The following is a 20,045-nucleotide window of genomic DNA, read 5'->3' as shown; positions in this document are numbered from 1 at the left end:
CGGCACGACCGGAACCGGCTCCCGGACACGTTGCAGAGGTGGGGATCCGGCACCCTGCCGAAGGCTCGCCACAGGCTTGTTCACGCTCAGGTGCCCACTGTATGCACCAGGATCATCGCTGACCGCAAGGGCTGCCTCCGGCGCGCGATGTGGCGAAGGTCACGTGAAGCATCAGTCCAGTTCCTCTGAATTGGCTCGGTCACGGCATACTGAGCGGATGGCGCTGACGGACGAGGCGATCGTCAAGATCAAGGAGATGATCACCTCCGGCGAGCTCGGCCCCGGCGACCGGTTGCCGAGGGAAGCCGACCTCGCCGCCCGGCTTGGCCTGTCGCGGAACTCCTTGCGGGAGGCGGTCAAGGCGCTGACGCTGGTCAACGTGCTCGACGTCCGGCACGGCGACGGCACCTACGTGACCAGCCTGGACTCCGCGCACCTGCTCGACGCGCTCAGCTTCATGGTCGACCTGCACCGCGACGACTCGATCCTGCAGTTCTTCGAGGTCCGCCGGCTGCTCGAGCCCGGTGTCGCCGCGATCGCCGCCGTACGGATCTCGGCCGAGCAGCTGGCCGGGCTGCGCTCGCTCACCGGTGAGCTGACCCCGCAGGCCGGCGTCGACGAACTGGTCGCCAACGACCTGCGGTTCCACCGCGGCATCGCCGAGGCGACCGGCAACGCGGTGGTCTGCTCGTTGCTCGACGGCATCTCCGGTGCCACCCAGCGGGCCCGGATCTGGCGCGGCGTCACCCAGGCCGGCGCGGTCGACCGAACGCTGACCGAGCACACCGCGATTCTCGACGCGCTCGAGCAGCGCGACGCCGAGGCCGCCCGCGCGTGGATGACCGCGCACATCGCCGGCGTCGAGTCCTGGCTCCGCAAGGCGCGCTAGGGCGGTGCTCCGGAGAATTCCGTTGAGCCGGCCGGCGGGCCGTGGGACCCTGAGTGACGTCACATCGCCTACGTCAGGGGTGCGGGTTGTCGAACTGAGGTCTCTCACCAGCAGCGGTTGATCGCCACCGGTCGGTGCGCGGTCTCGTTCGAGATCTCGGAGCACACCCATGAACGTATCCCTGACCTGCAGTGACCTCTTTTTCGCCTGGCCGGACGGCGACGTGCTGTTCGACGGCCTTTCCTTCGCGCTCGGGCCGGTCCGGTCCGGGCTGGTCGGGCGCAACGGCGCCGGCAAGTCGACGCTGCTCCGGCTCGTCGCCGGCCGGCTGACCCCGCAACGCGGCTCGATCCGGGTCACCGGCGAGCTCGGCTACCTCCCGCAGGACCTGACCCTGGACACGGCGCTGCGTGTCGACGCCGCCCTCGGCATCGACGGCGTCCGGCAGGCCATCACCGCGATCGAGCAGGGCGACGCCTCCGAGCGCAACTTCGCCCGGGTCGGTGACGACTGGGACGTCGAGGAACGTGCCGAGGCGCTGCTCGGCCGGCTCGGCCTCGGCGCGATCGGCCTGGACCGTCACGTCGGCGAACTGTCCGGCGGCGAGACGATCCTGCTCGGGCTGGCCGCCGAACTGCTGCGCCGCCCCGACGTCCTGCTGCTCGACGAACCCACCAACAACCTCGACCTGCGGGCCAGGCGGCACCTGTACGACGCGGTGGACGCGTTCCGCGGGGCGCTGCTGATCGTCAGCCACGACCGTGAACTGCTCGACCGGGTCGACCAGATCGGCGACCTGCGCAAGGGTGACCTGACCTGGTACGGCGGCAACCTGACGGCGTACGAGCAGGCGGTCGCGGTCGAGCAGGAGGCGGCCGAGCGGATGCTGCGCACGGCCGAGTCCGACGTGCGCAAGCAGAAGCGCGACCTGATCGAGGCACGGATGAAGATGGACCGCCGCCGGGCTGCCGGGCAGCGCGCGTTCGAGTCCGGCAGCGTCTCGAAGATGGCCGCCGGCGCGCTGAAACGGTCGGCGCAGGTGTCGGCCGGCAAGCACCTCGACCTGCACAGCGGACGGCTGGACGCGGCTCAGGAAGCCCTTGCCGAGGCCGAGGAGAAGGTGCACGACGACGACCACATCCGGGTGGACCTGCCGGACACGAACGTGCCCGCCGGCCGGATCGTGCTGCGCCTGGAGGACCACGCCCTGCCGACCGGGCTGCGCGCCACCGTGGAGATCCGCGGTCCGGAGCGGATCGCACTGGTCGGCCCGAACGGCGCGGGCAAGTCCACCCTGCTGCACGCGGTCACCGGCGAAGCGCTTCCTCTGGTCCCGTACCGGCTGTTGCCGCAGCGGCTGGACCTGCTCCGCGACGAGCTGTCCATCGTGGAGAACTTGGCTCTGCTCGCGCCCGGGGCGGACAACAACGAGCGCAGGGCGCGGCTGGCCCGGTTCCTGTTCCGTGGCCGGGCCGCCGACCAGCCCGTCCGCACGCTGTCCGGCGGCGAGCGCTTCCGGGCCACGCTGGCCGCCCTGCTGCTCGCCGAACCGCCCCCGCAGCTGCTGATGCTGGACGAGCCGACGAACAACCTCGACCTGGCCAGCGTCGACCAGTTGCGCGACGCGCTGGCGTCGTACCGCGGGGCGCTGCTGATCGCCAGCCACGACGTGCCGTTCCTGCGCGAGATCGGCATCACCCGCTGGCTGGCGATCGAGGGCGACGAGCTGGCCGAGATCGACGCCCTCTGAGGCGCCTAGGCGGACATCTCCGGGACCGCGTCCGACGGCGGCACCGGTACGCAGCGCAGGTTCGCCCGGGCGAGGTCCTCCTCGAAGTCCACCTCGACCGCGGCGTAGGCCGAGATGTCGAGCGGGCGGATCTTCAGTCCCCGCTCGGCGATCGCGGTCTCGATGCCCCGCTCGAAGTAGTCGTTGTCGTCGCACCGGGCGAGGTGCTCGATCAGTGTCGGCTTGTCCCAGGCCGAGACGTAGTTGATGCCGATCGCCTCGCCCAGCCCGCCGGTCACGGTCTTGGAGAGCTGGTCGATGAAGCCGTGCGCGTCGACGGTGTACTTGACCTCCTCGTCCGCGACGGACGCGGTGTCCACGCAGACGAAGCTCTGGTCGGCGTGGATCGCCTCCGCGATGTGGTCGAGCACGGCGGGGTCGAAGACGACGTCGCCGTTCATCCACAGCACGCCGCCCGGCCCGGACACCCGCAGCGCGCGCCACAGGCTCTTGCTGGTGTTGGTGGTGGCGTAGTACGGGTTCTGCACGAAGCCTGCCTGCGGTGCGGCGAGCATCAGGTGACCGGCGTTGTAGCCGACCACCAGCGTGACCGAGTGGTCCTCGCCGAACGCGCTCTGCAGCGCGTCCAGCTGGTGACGCAGGATCGTGCGCCCGTCGCGCAGCACGGTGAGCGGCTTGGGCAGGTCGCGACCGAGACGGCTCCCCAGGCCGGCGGCCAGAATGACCGCCTGGACCCTGGTCCCGGTGCTCGGCTGCTCGGTGTCAGCGCTGGTCATACTGGCCTCCTTGTGGCGGTTTCGGATGGGTGGCCCCGGTCAGGTCCGGGAAGATGCGGTCGATCACGCGGTCGGTGGCGTGACCGTCCTCCAGGTGGCAGAACGCCTGCCGGAACGCCGCGTACGCGTCCCGGTGCGACGCGGTCACCTGGTCGAGGTCGAGCAGGGCGTCGACGACGTCGGCGCTGGTACGCAGCAACGGGCCGGGCGCGACCTCCGCGAGATCGAAGTAGAACCCGCGCAGCTGATCGCGGTAGTTCTCCAGGTCGTAGGTGAAGTACACGATCGGCCGGCCGGTGACGGCGAAGTCGAACATCGTCGAGGAGTAGTCGGTGATCAGCACGTCCGCGGCGGCGTACAGGTCACGGACGTCGGGGAAGTTCGAGACGTCCACGACCGGCGCCCCGGCCGGTACGGCGAGCCGGTCGGCGACCATGCTGTGCACCCTGAGCAGCAGCACGTGGTCGCGTCCGAGCCGGCGCGCGAAGTCGTCCAGGTCGAGCTGCAGGGTGAAGTCCGGCTGGTCCGCGGCGAAGACCTGGTCGTCGCGCCACGTCGGCGTGTAGAGCACCGCCGTGGTGCCCTCGGCAATGCCGAGCTGGTCCCGGACCTCGGCACGCACGGTGGCCTGCCTCGGTGAGCTGAGCAGGTCGTTGCGCGGGTACCCCGTCTCGTGCAGCTCGCCGGAGAAGCCGAAGGCGGTGCGTAGCCGCTCGGTGCTCGCCCGGTTCGGCGACAGCAGGTGGTTCCAGGTGGCGACGTCCTCGTCGAGGCGCTCCAGCCTGCCTTCCGGGGCCCAGCGCACGTCGTGGTGGATGCGCTTCAGCGGAGTGCCGTGCCAGGTCTGCAGGAACACGGTGCCGGACCGCTTCTTCCAATCGAGCGGGAGGTGGTCGTTCGACACCACGTAGTCGGCGGACTCCAGCGCCTCGATGCACGCGTCGCTGCCGTACGGGACGGTCCGGACCCCAGCCGGAAAGCCCTGCCGGTACGCCGGTGCGGCGGTCCAGAGGTGCTCGTGGTCCGGGGCCCGGGCGACGAGCTCCTCGTAGAGCGCGCGCGGGTTGTCGCAGTACCGGCCGCCGAAGGCGTTGTAGACGATCTTCATCGAACAGGCACCTCCGCGGTCGCAGCACGATGTCCGAGCGCGGGAAGCAGCAGGTCGGCGAGCTCGTTCCACGAGGACACCACAGTCAGCACCCCGGCGTCGTGCAGAGCGGCGATTCGCTGCGCGCGTTCGGCGGCGGGCACGAAGACGACGTTGCCGATCGTGGGGCAGCCGGCCGCGACGGCCGATCGAACGCCCGGGACCGAGTCCTCGACCGCGAGGCCGGCGGCGGGCTCGATGCCGAGCCGCTCACAGGCGTACCGGTAGATCGCCGGATCCGGCTTGCTCGTCGGGGTGGCCAGCGAGTCCTCCGCGGAGAACACCAGCTCGGTCCGGATCAGCTCGTTCAGGCCGGTGGCGGCCAGGCAGGTGTGCAGCCGGGTCAGCGCACTGGAGCTGACCGCGGCGAGCACCAGGTGCCGCCCGAGCTCGGTCAGCGGGTCGATGACGGACCGGTCGGGAGTGAGCGTTCGCTGGAGGTGAGCGGTGACGACACGCTTCTCCTCGTCCACCCAGGCCTCGAGGTCCGGAACCTCGTGGACTCCGTGCTCGGCCGCGAGCGCGAGCGCGGTCCGCCGGAACGTCATCCCGGTCGTCGCGCGGCGCAGCTGCTCGGCGCTGAGGGCGCCGGTCACGCCGAGTCCGGTCAGGAACCGGTTCGTCACCTGCGCGGACGCGGCGAAAGCCGGCTCCTCGGACGGGAACAGGTTGCCGTCGGCGTCGCACAGCAGGACCTGGACGGCGTCGGTGACGGACGTCGGGAGGGTTTCGCCGCGGGGGTGCGGACGGGGAATCGGTGCGGTCAAAGGTAGGTCCTCATCGTCGGGGTCAGGCCTCGGTGGTCGAGGCTGCTGATCATCGTTTCGATCGTGCGGACGTCGTCGTCGTGGTGGGCCAGGTCGGCGAAGACGTCGGTCAGGGTGAGCACGGCGGCAGGCCCCTGCGCGGCGAGTGCTCGCAGCTCGGCCAGCCGGGCGTCCTCGACCTCGATGGTCTCGTTGCGCAGGCCGACGCCGTGCAGGTAGCGCAACCAGGCGGCGACGGCGAGCAGCAGCAGGTCACGCGGCCGGCCGGCGGCTTGGGCCGCGTGCAGCGACGGCAACAGGTAGGCGGGCATCTTGGTCGAGCCGCGCCGGCACAGCCGCGCCAGCCCGTCGCCCACGGCCGGATTGCCGAACCGCTCGATCAGCGTACGTCGGTACTCGCCGAGCTCCATGCCCGGGACGTCCTGCGGCAGCAGCGGCGCGATCTCGTCGGCGAGCAGCTTCGCCACGTACCGCCCGATGACCGGGTCGGCCATCGCCTCGTCGGTCCGGCGGTGGCCCGCCAGGGTCCCGAGGTAGCCGAGTGCGCAGTGTGCGCCGTTCAGCATCCTGGTCTTGATCAGCTTGTACGGCGCCACGTCGTCGACGTACCGGACGCCGACCCGGTCCAGCGGCGGCCGCTCGTTGCCGAAGCGGTCCTCGATCACCCACTGGCTGAACGGCTCGGTGATCACCGGCCAGCCGTCGTTGACCTGGAACTCCTGCTCGATCCACCGCCGGTCGCCCGGGCTGGTGACGGGCGTGATCCGGTCCACCATGCTGTCGGGAAAGGCCACCGACCGGTCGATCCACGCGGCCAGCTCGGTACTGCGTTGCTCGGCGGCGGCGACCACCGCGCTCCGGGCGGCCGCACCGTTGTCCGGCAGGTTGTCGCAGGACAGCACGGTGAAGGGGGTGATGCCCCGCTGCCGCCGCAGGTCCAGGGCGGCCGCGATGACGGTGAAGACGGACGGGCGGCCGCTGGTTCCACCGGCGGCGTACCCGTCGCCGGTGATCGTCAGGGTGACCAGGCGGATGCGGGGATCGATCAGGCGCGCGAGGACGGCGTCGCGGTCCTCGGCGAGCAGCAGGTACTCGACCATCACACCGACCACCCGGGCAGTGCTCGCGGTCGAGCCGCGCTGGACGACGGTGAAAAGATTGTCCTGGCCGCTGAGGACCTGACCCATCCGGGGGCTGCTGATCCCGACGCCGACAACGCCCCAGTCGTTCACCCGCAGGCTGGCGAGCTCGTCGAAGTAGCTCAACTGGTGGGCGCGGTGAAAGCCGCCGACCCCGAAGTGCACGACGGCCGGCGTCAGCGCCGTCCGGTCGTAGCTGGGGAGATCGACCCTGCGGGCGGGGGCGGGGAGAGTCGACGGGGTGCGACGAAGGGCCATGGAACTCCTTGGGGGCTCGATCCACCGAACCCTGCTGCCCAACGCTCGGAGGAATCCGGTGCCCCGTCGCAGGAGTTGTAAACGTGTCAGCTACCCGTGATGAACGTCACGTGTCCGTCCGGTGACGGTCAGGGGCGCGGATTGACCCGGCGCCAGCGCGGGCGGAGGTCGGCGGCCCGCTTGCCCGCCACCGCCGCGCAGCGCGGGCACTGCCGCTGCACCTCGTCGGCGGCGCCGCCGGTCTCGACGAAGGTTTCCTCCCACGGAACGTGCGGGAAGCGGCGCAGCCGGGCCCGGTTCAGCGGCAGGCCGCAGACGGTCTGGTTCAGGCCCTGCTCCCAGGCGTGCACCTCGCCGCCGGGCAGGCGGGTACCGGTCTCGTCGATCCACTGGCTCGACGCCGCCACGGCGTACCGCCGACGTGCTGCCATCTCGGTCGTCTCCCTTCGCGTGCGGGCTCGGGGGTGCTGTACCCGTCGCTGAGGCTTGCTACCGGGCCGGGGTGACCTGAGCGGCGGCGGGTCGAGCGAGGGCGCATGTCGCCGCGTCGTCCGGGTACCGCCTGAGCACCGGCTCGCGCGAACAGGAGGCTGCCATGGCGACCGATGATCCCGAGCGGACCGCGGCGGACCGGGGGGCCCGCAGGCCCCGGGTGGTCGTCGTCGGCGGCGGCTTCGGCGGCCTCCAGGTGGTCCGGAACCTGCGGCGCGCGGACGTCGACGTCCTGCTGATCGACCGCACCAACCACCACCTGTTCCAGCCGCTGCTCTACCAGGTGTCGACCTCGTTGCTCGCGCCCGGCGACATCGCGCCCGCGCTGCGCAAGATCTTCGCCGGTCAGCGCAACGCGAAGGTGCTGCTGGGAGAGGCGACCGACGTCGATCCGGTCGGCCAGACGGTGCAGGTGCAGCTGGCGGACGGGACCCGCCGCGCCGCGCCGTACGACCACCTGGTGCTGGCGACCGGCTCGGAGCCGAGCTACTTCGGGCATCCGGAGTGGGCTCGGGACGCGCTGCCGATGAAGACGATCGATCAGGCGGTGACGCTGCGGAACCGGCTGATCCACGCCTTCGAGGCGGCCGCGGTCGCCGAGGACCCGGACGAGCGGCGCGAGTGGATGACGTTCGTGGTGATCGGCGCCGGCCCGACCGGCGTGGAGCTGGCCGGTCAGCTGGCGGCGATGGCCCGCCGGACGTTGCGGGACCAGTTCCGCGACCTCGACCTGAGCGAGGTCCGGGTCGTGCTCGCCGACGGCGCGGACAGCGTGCTCGGCGCGTTCCCGGAGACGCTGCGCAAGCACACCCACCGGCGGCTGCAGAAGCTCGGCGTGGAGATCGTGCTGGGCGCCTTCGCGACCGACGTGAAGCCGGCGGCGGTCACGTTCAAGGCCGGCGAGCACGAGCAGGTGATCCACGGCCGCACGATCCTGTGGACGGCCGGCGTGCAGGCGTCGCCGCTGACCCGGGACCTGGCCAAGGCGATCGGCGCCGAGACCGACCGCGGCGGCCGGGTCGTCGTCGGCCCGGACTGCCGCCTGCCCGGGCATCCGGAGATCTTCGTGATCGGCGACGCGGCCAACGTCGCCAACCTGCCCGGCATCGCGGAACCGGCCATGCAGGAGGGCAAGTACGTCGCCAAGGTCATCCGGCACACTCTCGAGGGCGAGCCCTTCGACGAGCCGTTCAAGTACCTCGACCTCGGCACGATGGCCACGATCTCCCCCGGCGACGCCGTCGCCGACATCCGCGGTCTGCGCCTCAAGGGCGTGATCGGCAAACTCGCCTGGGCCGCCGTCCACCTGGCCTTCCTGGTCGGCTGGGGCAACCGCGCCTCGGTCCTCACCACCTGGGCCGCCACCACCCTCAACGGCACCCGCCGCCAGCAAGTCATGCTCGGCGGCCCCACCACCCGAACCCCCGACTGACCCCGCGGTACGCCGGTCAGCTCGGGGTCGGGGCGTCCGCGCGGAGGAGGCCGGTGGATTTCAGGTCTGACCAGAAGGGGGTGGGGACCTGGGTGCGGGCGAGGGTGGCGTTGGCGTGGACCTCGGCGGCGGAGCGGCAGCCGACGGCGATGCCGGCGACGGCGGGGTGGAAGAGGGGGAAGGCGAGGGCGGCTGACGGCAGGGTGAGGCCGTGGGCGTCGCAGACGTCGGCCAGCTGGTTCGCCTTGGCGATCAGGGCGGCGTCGGCGGGGGCGTAGTTGAAGGTGGCGTCGGCGGACGGGCGGGGCCGGGCCAGCAGGCCGGAGTTGAAGACGCCGACAGCGATCACCTGGACGTCGTTCTCGACGCAGGCCGGCAGCACGTCGTCCAGGCCGTCGGGGTCGATCAGGGTGTAGCGGCCGGCCAGCATGATGACGTCGAGGTCGACCTCCCGGACGAAGCGGGTGAGCATCGCGGTCTGGTTCATGCCGGACCCGATCGCGCCGATCACGCCCTGGTCGCGCAGCTCGATCAGGGTCGGGAAAGCGGTCGCGACCGCCTCGTCGTAGTGGTCGTCCGGGTCGTGCACGAAGACGATGTCCAGCCGGTCGGTGCCGATCCGGCGCAGCGAGTCCTCGATGCTGCGCAGCACGCCGTCGCGGCTGAAGTCCCAGCGGCGGCGGCGCTTCGACGTCACCGCGAACCCCTCGTCGTCGGGCGCCTCGGAGTCGGCCTCGTCGATGATCCGCCCGACCTTGCTGGACAGCACGTACTCCGACCGCGGCTTGCCGGCCAGCGCGGCGCCGAGGCGCTCCTCGGCCAGCCCGAGTCCGTAGTGCGGCGCGGTGTCGAAGAACCGCCAGCCCTCCTGCCAGGCCGCCTCGACGGTCGTGGTCGCGTCGGCGTCCGAGATCGGCGTGAACAGCCCGGCCAGTGGGGCGCCGCCCAGCCCGATCCGCAGGTCGGTGGGAAAGATCTTCACGTCGGCATCACCTTCCAGGAAGAGATCGAGCAAGACAGTACGCCGCACAACCCGCCGCCGGCGGTCGCCGGGCGCGGCCTCCCGCTGATCAACGCGTCCGACGGCTGCGTCACCCGCGAACAGGCGGCCCGACCGAGTCGCGGGGGAGGCGGGTGACGCCGGCGCGGGTGCTGGAGCGCCGGCTCAGTTGCGCCCAGCAGGCAGCCGCAGGTTCTGCATCCCGCCGTCGACGGCGAGCGCCGTACCGGTCGTCGAGCCGGACAGCGGGCTGGCCAGGTAGACGATCGCGTTCGCGACCTCGTCGGCGGTCACCAGCCGGCCCATCGGCTGCCGCGCCTCCAGCGCCGCGCGCTCCGCCTCCGGGTCCGTCGCCGCGTCGAGCAGCCGGCCCACCCACGGGGTGTCGGCGGTGCCCGGGTTGACGCAGTTCACCCGCACTCCTTCGCGCACGTGATCGGCCGCCATCGCCATCGTCAGCGCGAGCACGGCACCCTTGCTCGCGCTGTACACGGCGCGGTTCGGCAGCCCCGCGGTCGCGGCGATCGAGCAGGTGTTGACGATCGCGGCGGCCGGGGAGCGCCGCAGGTACGGCAGCACCGCCCGGGTCACCCGCGCGATCCCGACCACGTTCACGTCCAGCACCCGGTGCCACTCCTCGTCGTCGTTCGCCGTGATGTTGCCCTGGGCCCCGATCCCGGCGTTGTTCACCAGGATGTCGATGGCACCGAGCCGCAGCGCCGCGGCGGCGACCGCGTCCCGGACGGAGCGGTCGTCGGCGACGTCGGCCGCGATCCCGGTCAGCGGCTCCGGCACGTCCGGCTTCAGGTCGAAGACCACCACCTGCGCGCCCCGCGCGGCCAGCTGCTGGGCGGCGGCCAGGCCGATGCCCGAGGCGCCTCCGGTCACCACGGCCCGCAGGCCGGCGAAATCGGTCACTTCGACTGCTCCTTCGTGAACTCGGTCCAGACCTTGCCGCCGGGGTACCGGAAGTCGCGCAGCGTGCCGGCGGCCAGCTCCGCGCTGAACCCGGGCCGGACCGGCGCGACGTAGTGTCCCGCCTCCATCACGACTGGGTCGAGGAAGTGCTCGTGCAGGTGGTCGACGTACTCGATCACCCGCTGGTCCGTACTACCACTGACCGCCACCAGGTCGAACATCGACAGGTGCTGCACCAGCTCGCACAGACCGACCCCACCGGCGTGCGGACACACCGGTACGCCGAACTTCGCCGCCAGCAGCAGGATCGCGACGTTCTCGTTCACCCCGGCGACCCGGGCCGAGTCGATCTGCAGGAAGGACAGCGCCCCCGCCTGCAGCAGCTGCTTGAACACCACCCGGTTCTGCACGTGCTCGCCGGTGGCGACCCGGGTCGGCGCGATCGCCCGCGCGATGGCCGCGTGCCCGAGCACGTCGTCGGGGCTGGTCGGCTCCTCGACCCACCACACGTCGTACGGCGTGAGCGCCTCGATCCAGGTGATCGCGTCGGCGACGTCCCAGCGCTGGTTGGCGTCGATCGCGATCCGGATGTCCGGGCCGACCGCCTCCCGGGCCAGTTGCATCCGGCGGACGTCGTCCTCGAGGTTCGCGCCGACCTTCAGCTTGATCTGGCCGAACCCCTCCGCGACCGCCTCGTGGCAGAGTTGGACCAGCTTGGCGTCGTCGTACCCGAGCCAGCCCGGTGTCGTCGTGTACGCCGGGTAGCCGTGGTCGAGCAGTTGCTTCTCCCGCTCGGCGCGCCCCGGCTCGGCCTTGCGCAGGATCTCCAGCGCCTCGTCGTGGGTGAGCGCGTCGGTGAGGTAGCGGAAGTCGACCAGGTCGACGATCTGCTCCGGGCTCAGGCCGGCCAGCAGCTTCCACAGCGGCACACCGGCGCGTTTCGCGGCCAGGTCCCAGACGGCGTTGACGACCGCGCCGATCGCCATGTGGATGACCCCCTTCTCCGGGCCCAGCCAGCGCAGCTGCGAGTCGTGCACCAGGGACTTCCAGAACCCGCCGAGGTCGGCCAGCGTGGACTCCACCTCGAGCCCGACCACATGGTCGCGTAGCGCCTCGATGGCCGCGGTCTGCACGTCGTTGCCGCGGCCGATGGTGAAGGCGAAGCCGTGTCCCTCCAACCCGTCGCCGGCGTCGGTACGCAGGATCAGGTACGCGGCGGAGTAGTCCGGGTCGGCGTTCATCGCGTCGGAGCCGTCCAGGTGCAGCGAGGTGGGGAAGCGGACGTCGTACGTCTCGAACTCGGTGAAGCGCGGCATGGCGGTCCGTCCTGGGCTGCGGGGCAAGCGAATGAGGCGGATCCTATAGGATATGTGTCCCCGCCGTCACGAGCGCCGCCGGGCGGAGGCCGAACGCCCACCACTGACCAACCGCCCACGGACGCCAGGCGACCGCCCGACAGCGGCGCCCCGGCACGGGACCGGCCGGGTTGGTGAGTGGTGGACGTTCGCTGCCTGGCTAGAGTCGGGGGCGTGGCTGCTGCGGGGGTGTTGCGACTGGGCGCGCGGACGTTCGGGGCGAACGAGTTCGCCCTGATGGCGATCGTGAACCGGACGCCGGACTCGTTCTACGACCGCGGCGCCACCTTCGCCACCGACGCGGCGTACGACGCGATCGGCCAGGCGGTCGCCGACGGCGCGGACCTGGTCGACATCGGCGGCGTCAAGGCCGGCTACGGCGAACCGGTCAGCGAGACCGAGGAACTGCGCCGCACGGTCGACTTCGTCGCCGGGATCCGGTCCCGGCATCCCGACCTGGTGATCAGCGTCGACACCTACCGCAGCGGTGTCGCGCGCCGGGTCGGCGAGGCGGGCGCGGATCTGATCAACGACACCTGGGCGGGCGCAGATCCCGGCATCGCCGCCGCCGCGGCCGAGGTGGGGGCCGGGCTGGTGTGCAGCCACGTCGGCGGCTTGACCCCGCGGACCGACCCGCACCGGATGGCGTACTACGACGTGGTGGCGGACGTGATCGCGACGACGACGAGGCTGGCCGAGCGCGCGGTCGCGGCGGGCGTCCGGCGCGACGGCATCGTGATCGACCCGACCCACGACTTCGGCAAGAACACGCTGCAGTCGCTCGAGCTGACCCGGCGCCTGGACGAGCTGGCGGCGACCGGCTGGCCGGTCCTGGTCGCGGTGTCGAACAAGGACTTCATCGGCGAGACGCTCGACCTCCCGCCGGGGCGGCGCGGGGCCGGGACCCTGGCCGCGCTGAGCGTCTCGGCGTGGCTCGGCGCCCGGGTGTTCCGCGTGCACGACGTACCGGCCGCCCGGCAGGCGCTCGACCTGATCGCCGTACTGCGTGGCGCGGCCCAGCCCGCCGGAACCCGAAGGAGCCTGGCGTGATGCGTCCGCTGTCCGAGCTCACCGAGGCCGAGGTGATCGCGGCGTACCAGGTCGCGGACCGGTCGGTGCCGCACCTGCGCTGCAACTTCGTCACCAGCATCGACGGCGCGATGGAGGTCGAGGGCAAGTCCAAGGCGCTGAGCGGGGCGGCGGACCAGGAGATCTTCGGCAAGCTGCGGATGCTCAGCGACGTGGTGCTGGTCGGCGCGGGCACGGTCCGGATCGAGGGGTACCGGCCGCTCCGGCTGAGCGCGGCGCGGCGGGAGTGGCGGCGCGCTCAGGGTCTGCCGGAGAACCCGACGCTCGCGATCGTGTCGTCGCGCCTCGACCTCGACCCTGCCTCGCCGTTCCTGGCCGAGGCGCCGGTGCGGCCGATCGTGTTCACGCACACCGCGTCGCCGTTGGATGCTCGGGAGGCGCTGGCCGAGGTGGCCGACGTTGTCGTCTGCGGGAGAGCCGGGGTCGACCTGCGCGCGGTGATGAAGACGTTGGTCGAGCGCGGGTTGCCGCAGGTCCTGTCGGAAGGCGGTCCGCACCTGCTGGGTGCGCTGACCGCGGCGGACCTGGTCGACGAGATGTGCCTCTCGCTGGCGCCGGTGCTCGCCGGGCCGGGGTCGGGCCGGATCACCGCCGGGCCGACGGCGACCGCGATCAGGTCGTTCGCCCTGCGCTCCTTGCTGGCCGGCGACGACGGCTTCCTCTTCTTCCGCTACCTGCGGGAGGCCTGACGTGCCCGTTGTCGCTGCTGTCGTCTGCCCGCATCCGCCGTTGCTCGTCCCGGAGGTGGCGAGTGGTGCCGCGGCCGAGCTGGACGATCTGCGCGCCGCATGCTTCGCCGCGCTCGACCAGCTGGCGGACGTCGACCGCCTCGTCGTCGTCGGCTCGGGCCCGACCACCGGCACGCAGTACGACGGAACGGCCGCAGGCACCTTCGGCCCGTACGGCGCTTCGTCGGTGCGGGTCGGTTCCGGGCCGGTGGTGCTGCCGTTGTCGCTGACGATGGGAGCCTGGCTGATCGGTCGGAGCAAAGTCGCCGGGGTGCCGAGGACTTCTGTCACCGTCGCGGCCGACGAGAGCCCGGCCGGTTGCCTGGCCCTCGGCAAGGAGCTTGCCGGTAGCAACGATCGCGTCGGTCTGCTGGTGATGGGCGACGGGTCCGCGCGGCGCAGCGAGCACTCGCCGGTCCATCTGCATCCCCGCGCGGAGATCTTCGACAGCACCATCGCCTCGGCCCTCGCTCTGGCCGACACCACCACGCTCGCTGCCCTGGATCCAGATCTCGCCGCTGAGCTCTCCGCCGCCGGCCGAGCCCCGTGGCAGGTCCTCGCCGCGGTCCCGGAGCTCACCGGCAATCTGCTCTACCACGCGGCCCCGTACGGCGTCGGCTACTTCGTCGCCGTGTGGAGCTGACCCCGGCCGAACCGTCCGGCCTCGCCCGCCGCGGACCTCTTGCGCGAGTTCACGCCGCCGCGGCACTGGGCGATCGTGGTCGCCGCAACCCGGTGATCACCTTGTGCACCCACCAGCCGGATCCGGCGCGGTGTGATGGCTGGTCGGTGCACAGAGCCGCAGCTCGGGCGAGCGGGAGCGACCGGCAGGAGCGGGGTCAGGGCTGGACCGGGACGGGGGCCCAGCGGGGTTCGGTGCGGGCGAGGTCCTCGTGGCCGCCGGTCCGGAGTTGGTGGGCGAGCTCGACCCGGGCCGCGCGGACGGCGGCGACGGCCTCGTCGGCGGTCGGGTAGGGCCCGGACCAGTTGCAGACGGCGTCTCCGGCGTACCAGTCGCCGGCGGAGGACCGGCGTACGTGCGAGGTGGCGAGACGGTCGGCGGGCAGGGCGTCGCCGCGTCCGGCCGCCAGCTGGACGACTGCGTCGACGGCGACGACCTCGGCCGAGAGGTCGGTCAACGGCCGGAGGTGCACGGCGTCGGTCAGCACGAACTCGTACCCCGCGGGAGCCCGCTCGGCCAGCCAGGCGAGGGCTTCCTGCGCGGTGTCGTGCAGGAGCTTGGAGTTCTCCGGGTCGGCCAGCGTGTGCACGCCGACCAGCCGGGTGTGCGTCGGCCGCAGCTCGTTCTGCCACAACCGCACCTGCAACTCGCCCCGCCCGTCCAACCGCCGCCCCAGAATCCGCGCCAGCCCGACCACGTCGAAGTTCAACTCGTCTGCAGTCCGCCGCCGCCCGGGCTCAGTCGGCTCACCCGCCGCCGTTCCATAGCTGGTCCAGGGCCCCACATGCCACCGCTGCAACCCACTCACAACCCGACCCTACAGACGCTCCGGCTGAGCACGCCTACCTTCCACCCGCAGCCCACGGCCGGGCTCGCGAGCAAGCTCGCAGAAAGAAGTCAGCCGGTCGGATTCCCCTCGCCGTATGCCGGCGACCGCCGCTCTCGGGCCGGGCGCCGTGCGTTCGTCTTCTGCGAGCTTGCTCGCGTGCTCAGCGGGGCACGGGGTTCGGGTGTCAGCGCACGCCCCGCGTCCGGCGACCCAGTCAGCTCTTGACCGGCGCCGGAACGTCGAAGGTCTTGGCGAGGTCGGTGAGGATGGCCCAGGCGCCTTGCAGGCCGACCGCGGTCATCCAGGTCAGGTCGGGCACCTCGTGCACCTTCGGCGCGAGCGGCTTCCACAGCGGGTTGGCCTTGAACTGCTCCGCCGTCTTCGCGCTCAGTCCCTTCTCGTCGGCGTAGACCGCCACGAAGATCGCGTCCGCGTCGGCGTCCTTGATCCGCTCCGCGCTGATCTCCGCCGCGAACCCGTCGGCGTCCTGCGACGTCGGCCGCCGCAGACCGGCGTCTTTGAACACGATGCCGGAGAAGCTGCCGTTCTGGTACAGCCGGGTCGGCCCGTCGACGAAGCGCACCATCGAGATCGTCGGGTTGTTCGCCTTCGCGTTGATCGCGTCCCCGACCGTCTTGGCCGCCGTCTGGTACGCCGTCAGCTCCTTCTCGGCGAGCTCCTCCTGGCCGAGCGCCTTCGCGGCCAGCCGGATGTTGTCCTTCCAGGTCGGCCCGGTGGTCTCCGACATCACCGTCGGCGCGATCGCGGTCAGCTGCTCGTACAGCTTCTCGTGCCGCACCTTCGCCGAGATGATCAGGTCCGGGTCCAGCTCGGCGATCTTCTCCAGGTTCGGCTCGGCGAGCGTGCCGACCGCCTGCGCGTCCGACCCGTACGTCGTCCGGTCCTCGCCCAGGTAGTCCGGCAGCTTGCCGTTGATGCTGCGGTAGTCGGTGTAGCCGACGACCGGCGTGTCCAGGATCAGCGTCGCGTCGACGAAGCTGGCGTCCAGCGCCACCACCCGCTTGGGCTTGCTCGGGATCTCGGTCTTGCCCATCGCGTGCTCGACCGTGCGCGGGAACCCCGCGCCGGCACCGCCCGCGGCGGCCGAGCTGTCCTCGGCTCCCGATCCACACCCGGCCAGCGCGAGCGCGGCCACGACCAACACGGCACTCAGACGGCGGATCCCCACAAGCACTCCCAAGATCGTCACGAACGGATCAGCGGAACCCTACTCCACCCAAGTTAGGCTCGGCTCACCTAAGATCGGGCCACCATGGTGAGGGTTCGGGTGTCGCGGCCGGTGGCGCTGCTGGGGTTGGTCCTGCTCGTCGTACTGGTTTTCGGCGCCAGTCTCGCGCTGGGCTCACGCTGGCTGGGCGCCGGCGCCGTGCTGCGGGCTCTGGTCGAGCCGGCCGGCACGGACGCGGACGTGATCGTGCGCAGCTTGCGTTTCCCACGGACGGTGGTCGCGGTGCTGATCGGCGCCTGTCTCGGAGTGGCCGGCGCGCTGATGCAGGGTCACACCCGCAACGCGTTGGCCGAGCCCGGCATCTTCGGGGTGAGTGCGGGCGCGGCGCTCGCGGTGGTGCTGGGGCTGCAGCTCGGTGTGGTCGAGTCCGTGAGGTCGACGGTGTGGTTCGCGCTCGTCGGAGCGCTGATCGCCACGTTCGGCGTGCAGCGGCTGGCGTCGCGGGGGAGTGGCGCGACTCCGGTCGGGCTGGCGTTGACCGGAGCGGCGGTCGCGGCCCTGCTCGGAGCCTTGACCTCGGCCATCGTGCTGCTCGACGCGGACACGCTCGACTCGTACCGGTTCTGGGCGGTCGGCTCTGTCGCTGGGCGTGGCCTGGATGTCGCCGTGCAGGTGCTGCCCTTCGCCGTGGTCGGCCTGGTGCTGGCGGTGATCAACGCGCGCGACCTCGACCTGCTCGCCTTGGGCGACGACGTCGCTGCCGGGCTCGGGCTGTCCATTCGCCGCGCCAGGTTCGTCGGACTGCTGGCGATCGGTCTGCTCACCGCGGCCGGAGTCGCCGCCTGCGGCCCGATCGGCTTCCTCGGGCTGCTCGCCGGACACGTCGCCCGCCGGGTCTTCGGCGCCCGCAACATCTGGCTGATCCCGGCCGCGGCCCTGACCGGCGCGGCAGCGCTGATGCTCGCGGACCTGGTCGGCCGGTTGGTCGGCGGCGCCGGTGAGGTCCAGGCAGGCGTCGTGCTCGGACTGGTCGGAGCTCCCTTGTTCGTTCTCGTCGTACGGCGCCGGGCGGTGGCTCTGTGACCGCCACAACGCAAGCCCTGGCTCCGACGGTGAAGCCGCGCACGGTAGTCCTCGCCGCAGCCTTCGCCATCGCCGCTGTCCTGGCAGCCCTCGTCTCCCTCAGCGTCGGTACGACGAGACTCCCGCTGGCCGACGTCGTCGAAGTTCTGCTGGGCGGTGGACGGTCAGGGACGCGACTGGTGGTCCTGGAGCTTCGCATGCCGCGCGTGGCCACCGGTCTGCTCGTCGGAATCGCCTTCGCCGTCTCCGGTGCTCTGCTGCAGACACTGTCGCGCAACGCGCTGGCCAGCCCGGACATCGTCGGCGTGAACTCCGGCGCCTCTGCCGCAGCAGTGGCGGTGATCGTCCTGGCGGGCACCGGAGGCGGCAACATCTCCGGCTACGCGGCGAAGGTCGGCATCCCGCTGGCCGCCGTACTGGGCGGGCTGCTGGCCACGGCCGTCGTCGCGATGCTGTCCATCCAGCGTGGCGTCGTCGACGCCGGCCGGGTTGTGCTGATCGGAGTCGGAGTCGCCGCAGCGGCCAACTCGCTGGTGGCGTGGCTGCTGGTGATCGGTGACGTGACAGACGCCGGCCGGGCGGCTGCCTGGTTGGCCGGCTCGCTCAATGCCAGGACCTGGAGCGACGCTGTACCGGTCGGCCTGGCCGTGCTCGTCCTGCTGCCGCTCGCGCTGACCTTCAACCGCAGTCTGGAAGCGCTGGTTCTCGGGGACGACGTGGCCTCGTCACTCGGCGTCCGGGTGTCCCGGGTCCGGATCGCCCTGCTGGTCGTCGCGACCGTGCTGGCGGCGATGGCGACCGCCGGAGCCGGCCCGATCGCCTTCGTCGCGCTGGTGGCTCCGCAGATCGCCCAGCGGCTGGCCCGGTCCGAGCGGCCGCCGCTGATGACCACGGCGATGCTCGGGGCGCTGTTCGTGACACTCGCCGACCTGGTCGCCCGGAACGGCCTGGAAGTCCTGCAGGTCGGCCCGTACGAGCTGCCGGTCGGCGTGGTCACCGCCGCGTGCGGCGCGCCGTACCTGATCCAGCTCATCGGGCGTCAGCAGAAGGGACGTTGAAGCGTGCACGTCGAGAACCTCACCCTGGCGTACGGGACCGACGAGCCGGTCGTGTCCGGACTCACCCTGGAGGTGCCGCGCGGCCGGATGACCGCTGTGGTCGGCCCGAACGGCTCGGGCAAGTCCACCCTGCTGCGGGGCATGAGCAGGCTGCTCAAGCCGCAGTCCGGTCAGGTCCTGCTCGACGGCAAGGACATCCACCAACTTCCCGCGCGCGAACTGGCCCGCCGGCTCGGCGTACTGCCGCAGGGGCCGGTCACGCCGGAAGGCATTACCGCAGCCGAGCTGGTGTCGCGCGGCAGGCACCCGCACCGGGGCATGTTCGCCCGGCTCACCGCTGAGGACCAGCAGGCGATCGAGGACGCGCTGGACGCGGTGGAGCTGGCCGAGCTCCGGGACCGGCCGGTCGACCAGCTCTCCGGCGGCCAGCGGCAGCGGGTCTGGATCGCCATGGTGCTCGCCCAGGGCACTGAGCACCTCCTGCTCGACGAGCCGACCACCTACCTCGACCTGGCGCACGCAGTCGACGTGATGAACGTCGTGCACGCCGCCGCGCACAGCTCCGGCCGGACAGTGATCACCGTGCTGCACGACCTCACCCTGGCCGCGCAGTACGCCGACCACCTGGTGGTGATGGGCGAGGGCCGGATCGCAGCGCAGGGGCGGCCGGTGGACATTCTCAGCGAGCGGCTGCTCGCGGATGTGTTCGGTCTGCGCGCGACCATCGTGGAGGTCGGCGGCGCACCGGTTGTCGTGCCCGACCGTACGCTGGCGGTATGACGTACACCGCGAGCCGTCTCGCGGACCTGCTGGACGCCGAGGTCTCCTGGCTGTCGGTGCGGGCGACGGACCGGGTGCCTGGTCCGGACTGGGTCCACTGCGCCACGCTGCTGGAGGAGCAGCTGGCGGGTGCTGATCCGACGTACGGGTGGCGGAAGGCGCTGCAGGACGACTACGGCCGGGAGTATGCCATCGAGCCGCCTGCGCAGGTGGCCGCGATGTTCGTGCTGATGTGGTACGTGTCCGTGCCCTCGATCGTGGCCGGACTGTCCACCGCGCTGACCGGGGTTTCACCGGACGTGTCGCCGGAGTCGCTGGCCTTCCGGCGCCACCCGACCGCGCACTATCCGGTCGAGGTCGCACTGCTGTCGTCCGAGCTGGTCGAGCCGGAGGAGGCCGCGCGGCAGGTCGACCGTCACACCCGGGCCTTCACCGACAGCTACCGCCCCGGGGTGAAGCTCGGCTCGCGGCAGCGGCGCGGAGCGGTCCAGGACGAACTCCGCGCGGCTGTTCGCTTGCCCGACGAGGCACTGCACGCGGCCCGCGCCGCTGAGGCTTTCGGACTGGATCTGCAGCAGCGTCTGCGGACGTCGTGCTGCTTCGTCTACGCGCTGCCGAACGTCAGGCCGTGCAGTGGCTGCCCGCGGATTTCCGCCGAGATCTGAGGCAGGGCGCAAAAACTGT

Annotated in this window: 20 protein-coding genes; 10 read left to right on the top strand and 10 right to left on the bottom strand. The window is 71.7% G+C overall.

Features of this window, described 5'->3' with window-relative positions:
* Positions 1-217 precede the first annotated feature (217 nt).
* Positions 218-889, top strand: a complete 672-nt coding sequence (locus KFLA_RS25700) for a FadR/GntR family transcriptional regulator (protein WP_012922752.1) — start codon at positions 218-220, stop codon at positions 887-889.
* 169 nt (positions 890-1,058) lie between these two features.
* The gene (locus KFLA_RS25695) at positions 1,059-2,639 is read left to right on the top strand and encodes an ABC-F family ATP-binding cassette domain-containing protein (RefSeq protein ID WP_012922751.1); all 1,581 of its coding nucleotides are present in this window, start codon (positions 1,059-1,061) and stop codon (positions 2,637-2,639) included.
* A 5-nt stretch (positions 2,640-2,644) separates the two neighbouring features.
* On the opposite strand, the gene KFLA_RS25690 is transcribed toward KFLA_RS25695, so the two are convergent.
* From KFLA_RS25690 to KFLA_RS25670, 5 genes are all read right to left on the bottom strand, one after another.
* Complete coding sequence (locus KFLA_RS25690; RefSeq protein ID WP_012922750.1) at positions 2,645-3,415, bottom strand: phosphocholine cytidylyltransferase family protein; 771 nt, start codon at positions 3,413-3,415, stop codon at positions 2,645-2,647.
* A complete protein-coding gene (locus KFLA_RS25685; RefSeq protein WP_012922749.1) occupies positions 3,402-4,523 on the bottom strand; it encodes a CDP-glycerol glycerophosphotransferase family protein in 1,122 nt (373 codons plus the stop codon). Before KFLA_RS25685 ends, KFLA_RS25690 begins: the two co-directional genes overlap by 14 nt.
* A complete protein-coding gene (locus tag KFLA_RS25680; RefSeq protein ID WP_012922748.1) occupies positions 4,520-5,329 on the bottom strand; it encodes an HAD family hydrolase in 810 nt (269 codons plus the stop codon). Before KFLA_RS25680 ends, KFLA_RS25685 begins: the two co-directional genes overlap by 4 nt.
* Positions 5,326-6,726: a mannitol dehydrogenase family protein gene (locus KFLA_RS25675; RefSeq protein ID WP_012922747.1), complete on the bottom strand. Its 1,401-nt coding sequence runs from the start codon at positions 6,724-6,726 to the stop codon at positions 5,326-5,328. The genes KFLA_RS25680 and KFLA_RS25675 overlap by 4 nt, the downstream gene beginning before the upstream one ends.
* 128 nt (positions 6,727-6,854) lie before the next feature.
* Complete coding sequence (locus tag KFLA_RS25670; RefSeq protein ID WP_012922746.1) at positions 6,855-7,157, bottom strand: type 2 periplasmic-binding domain-containing protein; 303 nt, start codon at positions 7,155-7,157, stop codon at positions 6,855-6,857.
* Positions 7,158-7,321: 164 nt separating this feature from the next.
* On the opposite strand from KFLA_RS25670, the gene KFLA_RS25665 reads away from it, so the two are divergent.
* Complete coding sequence (locus tag KFLA_RS25665) at positions 7,322-8,650, top strand: NAD(P)/FAD-dependent oxidoreductase (RefSeq protein WP_012922745.1); 1,329 nt, start codon at positions 7,322-7,324, stop codon at positions 8,648-8,650.
* Positions 8,651-8,666: 16 nt separating this feature from the next.
* On the opposite strand, the gene KFLA_RS25660 is transcribed toward KFLA_RS25665, so the two are convergent.
* The 3 genes from KFLA_RS25660 to KFLA_RS25650 all read right to left on the bottom strand — a co-directional run bounded on the left by KFLA_RS25660 (position 8,667) and on the right by KFLA_RS25650 (position 11,884).
* Positions 8,667-9,632, bottom strand: coding sequence for an aldo/keto reductase (locus KFLA_RS25660; RefSeq protein ID WP_012922744.1), 966 nt, complete (start codon positions 9,630-9,632; stop codon positions 8,667-8,669).
* A gap of 183 nt (positions 9,633-9,815) precedes the next feature.
* Complete coding sequence (locus tag KFLA_RS25655) at positions 9,816-10,568, bottom strand: SDR family NAD(P)-dependent oxidoreductase (protein ID WP_012922743.1); 753 nt, start codon at positions 10,566-10,568, stop codon at positions 9,816-9,818.
* A complete protein-coding gene (locus KFLA_RS25650; protein WP_012922742.1) occupies positions 10,565-11,884 on the bottom strand; it encodes an L-fuconate dehydratase in 1,320 nt (439 codons plus the stop codon). The genes KFLA_RS25655 and KFLA_RS25650 overlap by 4 nt, the downstream gene beginning before the upstream one ends.
* 213 nt (positions 11,885-12,097) lie before the next feature.
* Between KFLA_RS25650 and folP the strand changes: the two genes are divergently transcribed.
* The 3 genes from folP to KFLA_RS25635 are packed head-to-tail and all read left to right on the top strand — an operon-like array spanning position 12,098 to position 14,383.
* Complete coding sequence (folP, locus tag KFLA_RS25645) at positions 12,098-12,973, top strand: dihydropteroate synthase (RefSeq protein ID WP_012922741.1); 876 nt, start codon at positions 12,098-12,100, stop codon at positions 12,971-12,973.
* Positions 12,973-13,701, top strand: a complete 729-nt coding sequence (locus tag KFLA_RS25640) for a pyrimidine reductase family protein (RefSeq protein WP_012922740.1) — start codon at positions 12,973-12,975, stop codon at positions 13,699-13,701. Before folP ends, KFLA_RS25640 begins: the two co-directional genes overlap by 1 nt.
* Before the next feature lies 1 nt (position 13,702).
* Positions 13,703-14,383 (top strand): class III extradiol dioxygenase subunit B-like domain-containing protein, encoded by a 681-nt coding sequence (locus tag KFLA_RS25635; protein ID WP_012922739.1) that lies wholly within the window; start codon positions 13,703-13,705, stop codon positions 14,381-14,383.
* Between the two features lie 196 nt (positions 14,384-14,579).
* On the opposite strand, the gene KFLA_RS25630 is transcribed toward KFLA_RS25635, so the two are convergent.
* Together KFLA_RS25630 and KFLA_RS25625 are read right to left on the bottom strand one after the other, a co-directional pair.
* Positions 14,580-15,131: a hypothetical protein gene (locus KFLA_RS25630; RefSeq protein WP_237706591.1), complete on the bottom strand. Its 552-nt coding sequence runs from the start codon at positions 15,129-15,131 to the stop codon at positions 14,580-14,582.
* A gap of 334 nt (positions 15,132-15,465) precedes the next feature.
* A complete protein-coding gene (locus tag KFLA_RS25625) occupies positions 15,466-16,440 on the bottom strand; it encodes an ABC transporter substrate-binding protein (protein WP_012922737.1) in 975 nt (324 codons plus the stop codon).
* An 84-nt stretch (positions 16,441-16,524) separates the two neighbouring features.
* Here KFLA_RS25625 and KFLA_RS25620 point away from each other — a divergent pair, with 84 nt between their 5' ends.
* From KFLA_RS25620 to KFLA_RS25605, 4 genes are read left to right on the top strand one after another with little or no spacing between them, the layout of a single operon-like run.
* On the top strand, positions 16,525-17,523 hold the full coding sequence (locus tag KFLA_RS25620) for a FecCD family ABC transporter permease (protein WP_041289480.1): 999 nt from the start codon (positions 16,525-16,527) through the stop codon (positions 17,521-17,523).
* Complete coding sequence (locus tag KFLA_RS25615; RefSeq protein ID WP_012922735.1) at positions 17,520-18,581, top strand: FecCD family ABC transporter permease; 1,062 nt, start codon at positions 17,520-17,522, stop codon at positions 18,579-18,581. The genes KFLA_RS25620 and KFLA_RS25615 overlap by 4 nt, the downstream gene beginning before the upstream one ends.
* Before the next feature lie 3 nt (positions 18,582-18,584).
* The gene (locus tag KFLA_RS25610) at positions 18,585-19,361 is read left to right on the top strand and encodes an ABC transporter ATP-binding protein (RefSeq protein ID WP_012922734.1); all 777 of its coding nucleotides are present in this window, start codon (positions 18,585-18,587) and stop codon (positions 19,359-19,361) included.
* Complete coding sequence (locus KFLA_RS25605; protein ID WP_012922733.1) at positions 19,358-20,026, top strand: (2Fe-2S)-binding protein; 669 nt, start codon at positions 19,358-19,360, stop codon at positions 20,024-20,026. The genes KFLA_RS25610 and KFLA_RS25605 overlap by 4 nt, the downstream gene beginning before the upstream one ends.
* The last annotated feature ends 19 nt before the right edge of the window (positions 20,027-20,045 follow it).

Origin of the sequence: Kribbella flavida DSM 17836 (assembly GCF_000024345.1) — a bacterium.
GTDB lineage: Bacteria > Actinomycetota > Actinomycetes > Propionibacteriales > Kribbellaceae > Kribbella > Kribbella flavida.
Note: the sequence above shows the minus strand (reverse complement) of the source record. Positions and strands in the feature narration are given on the sequence as shown.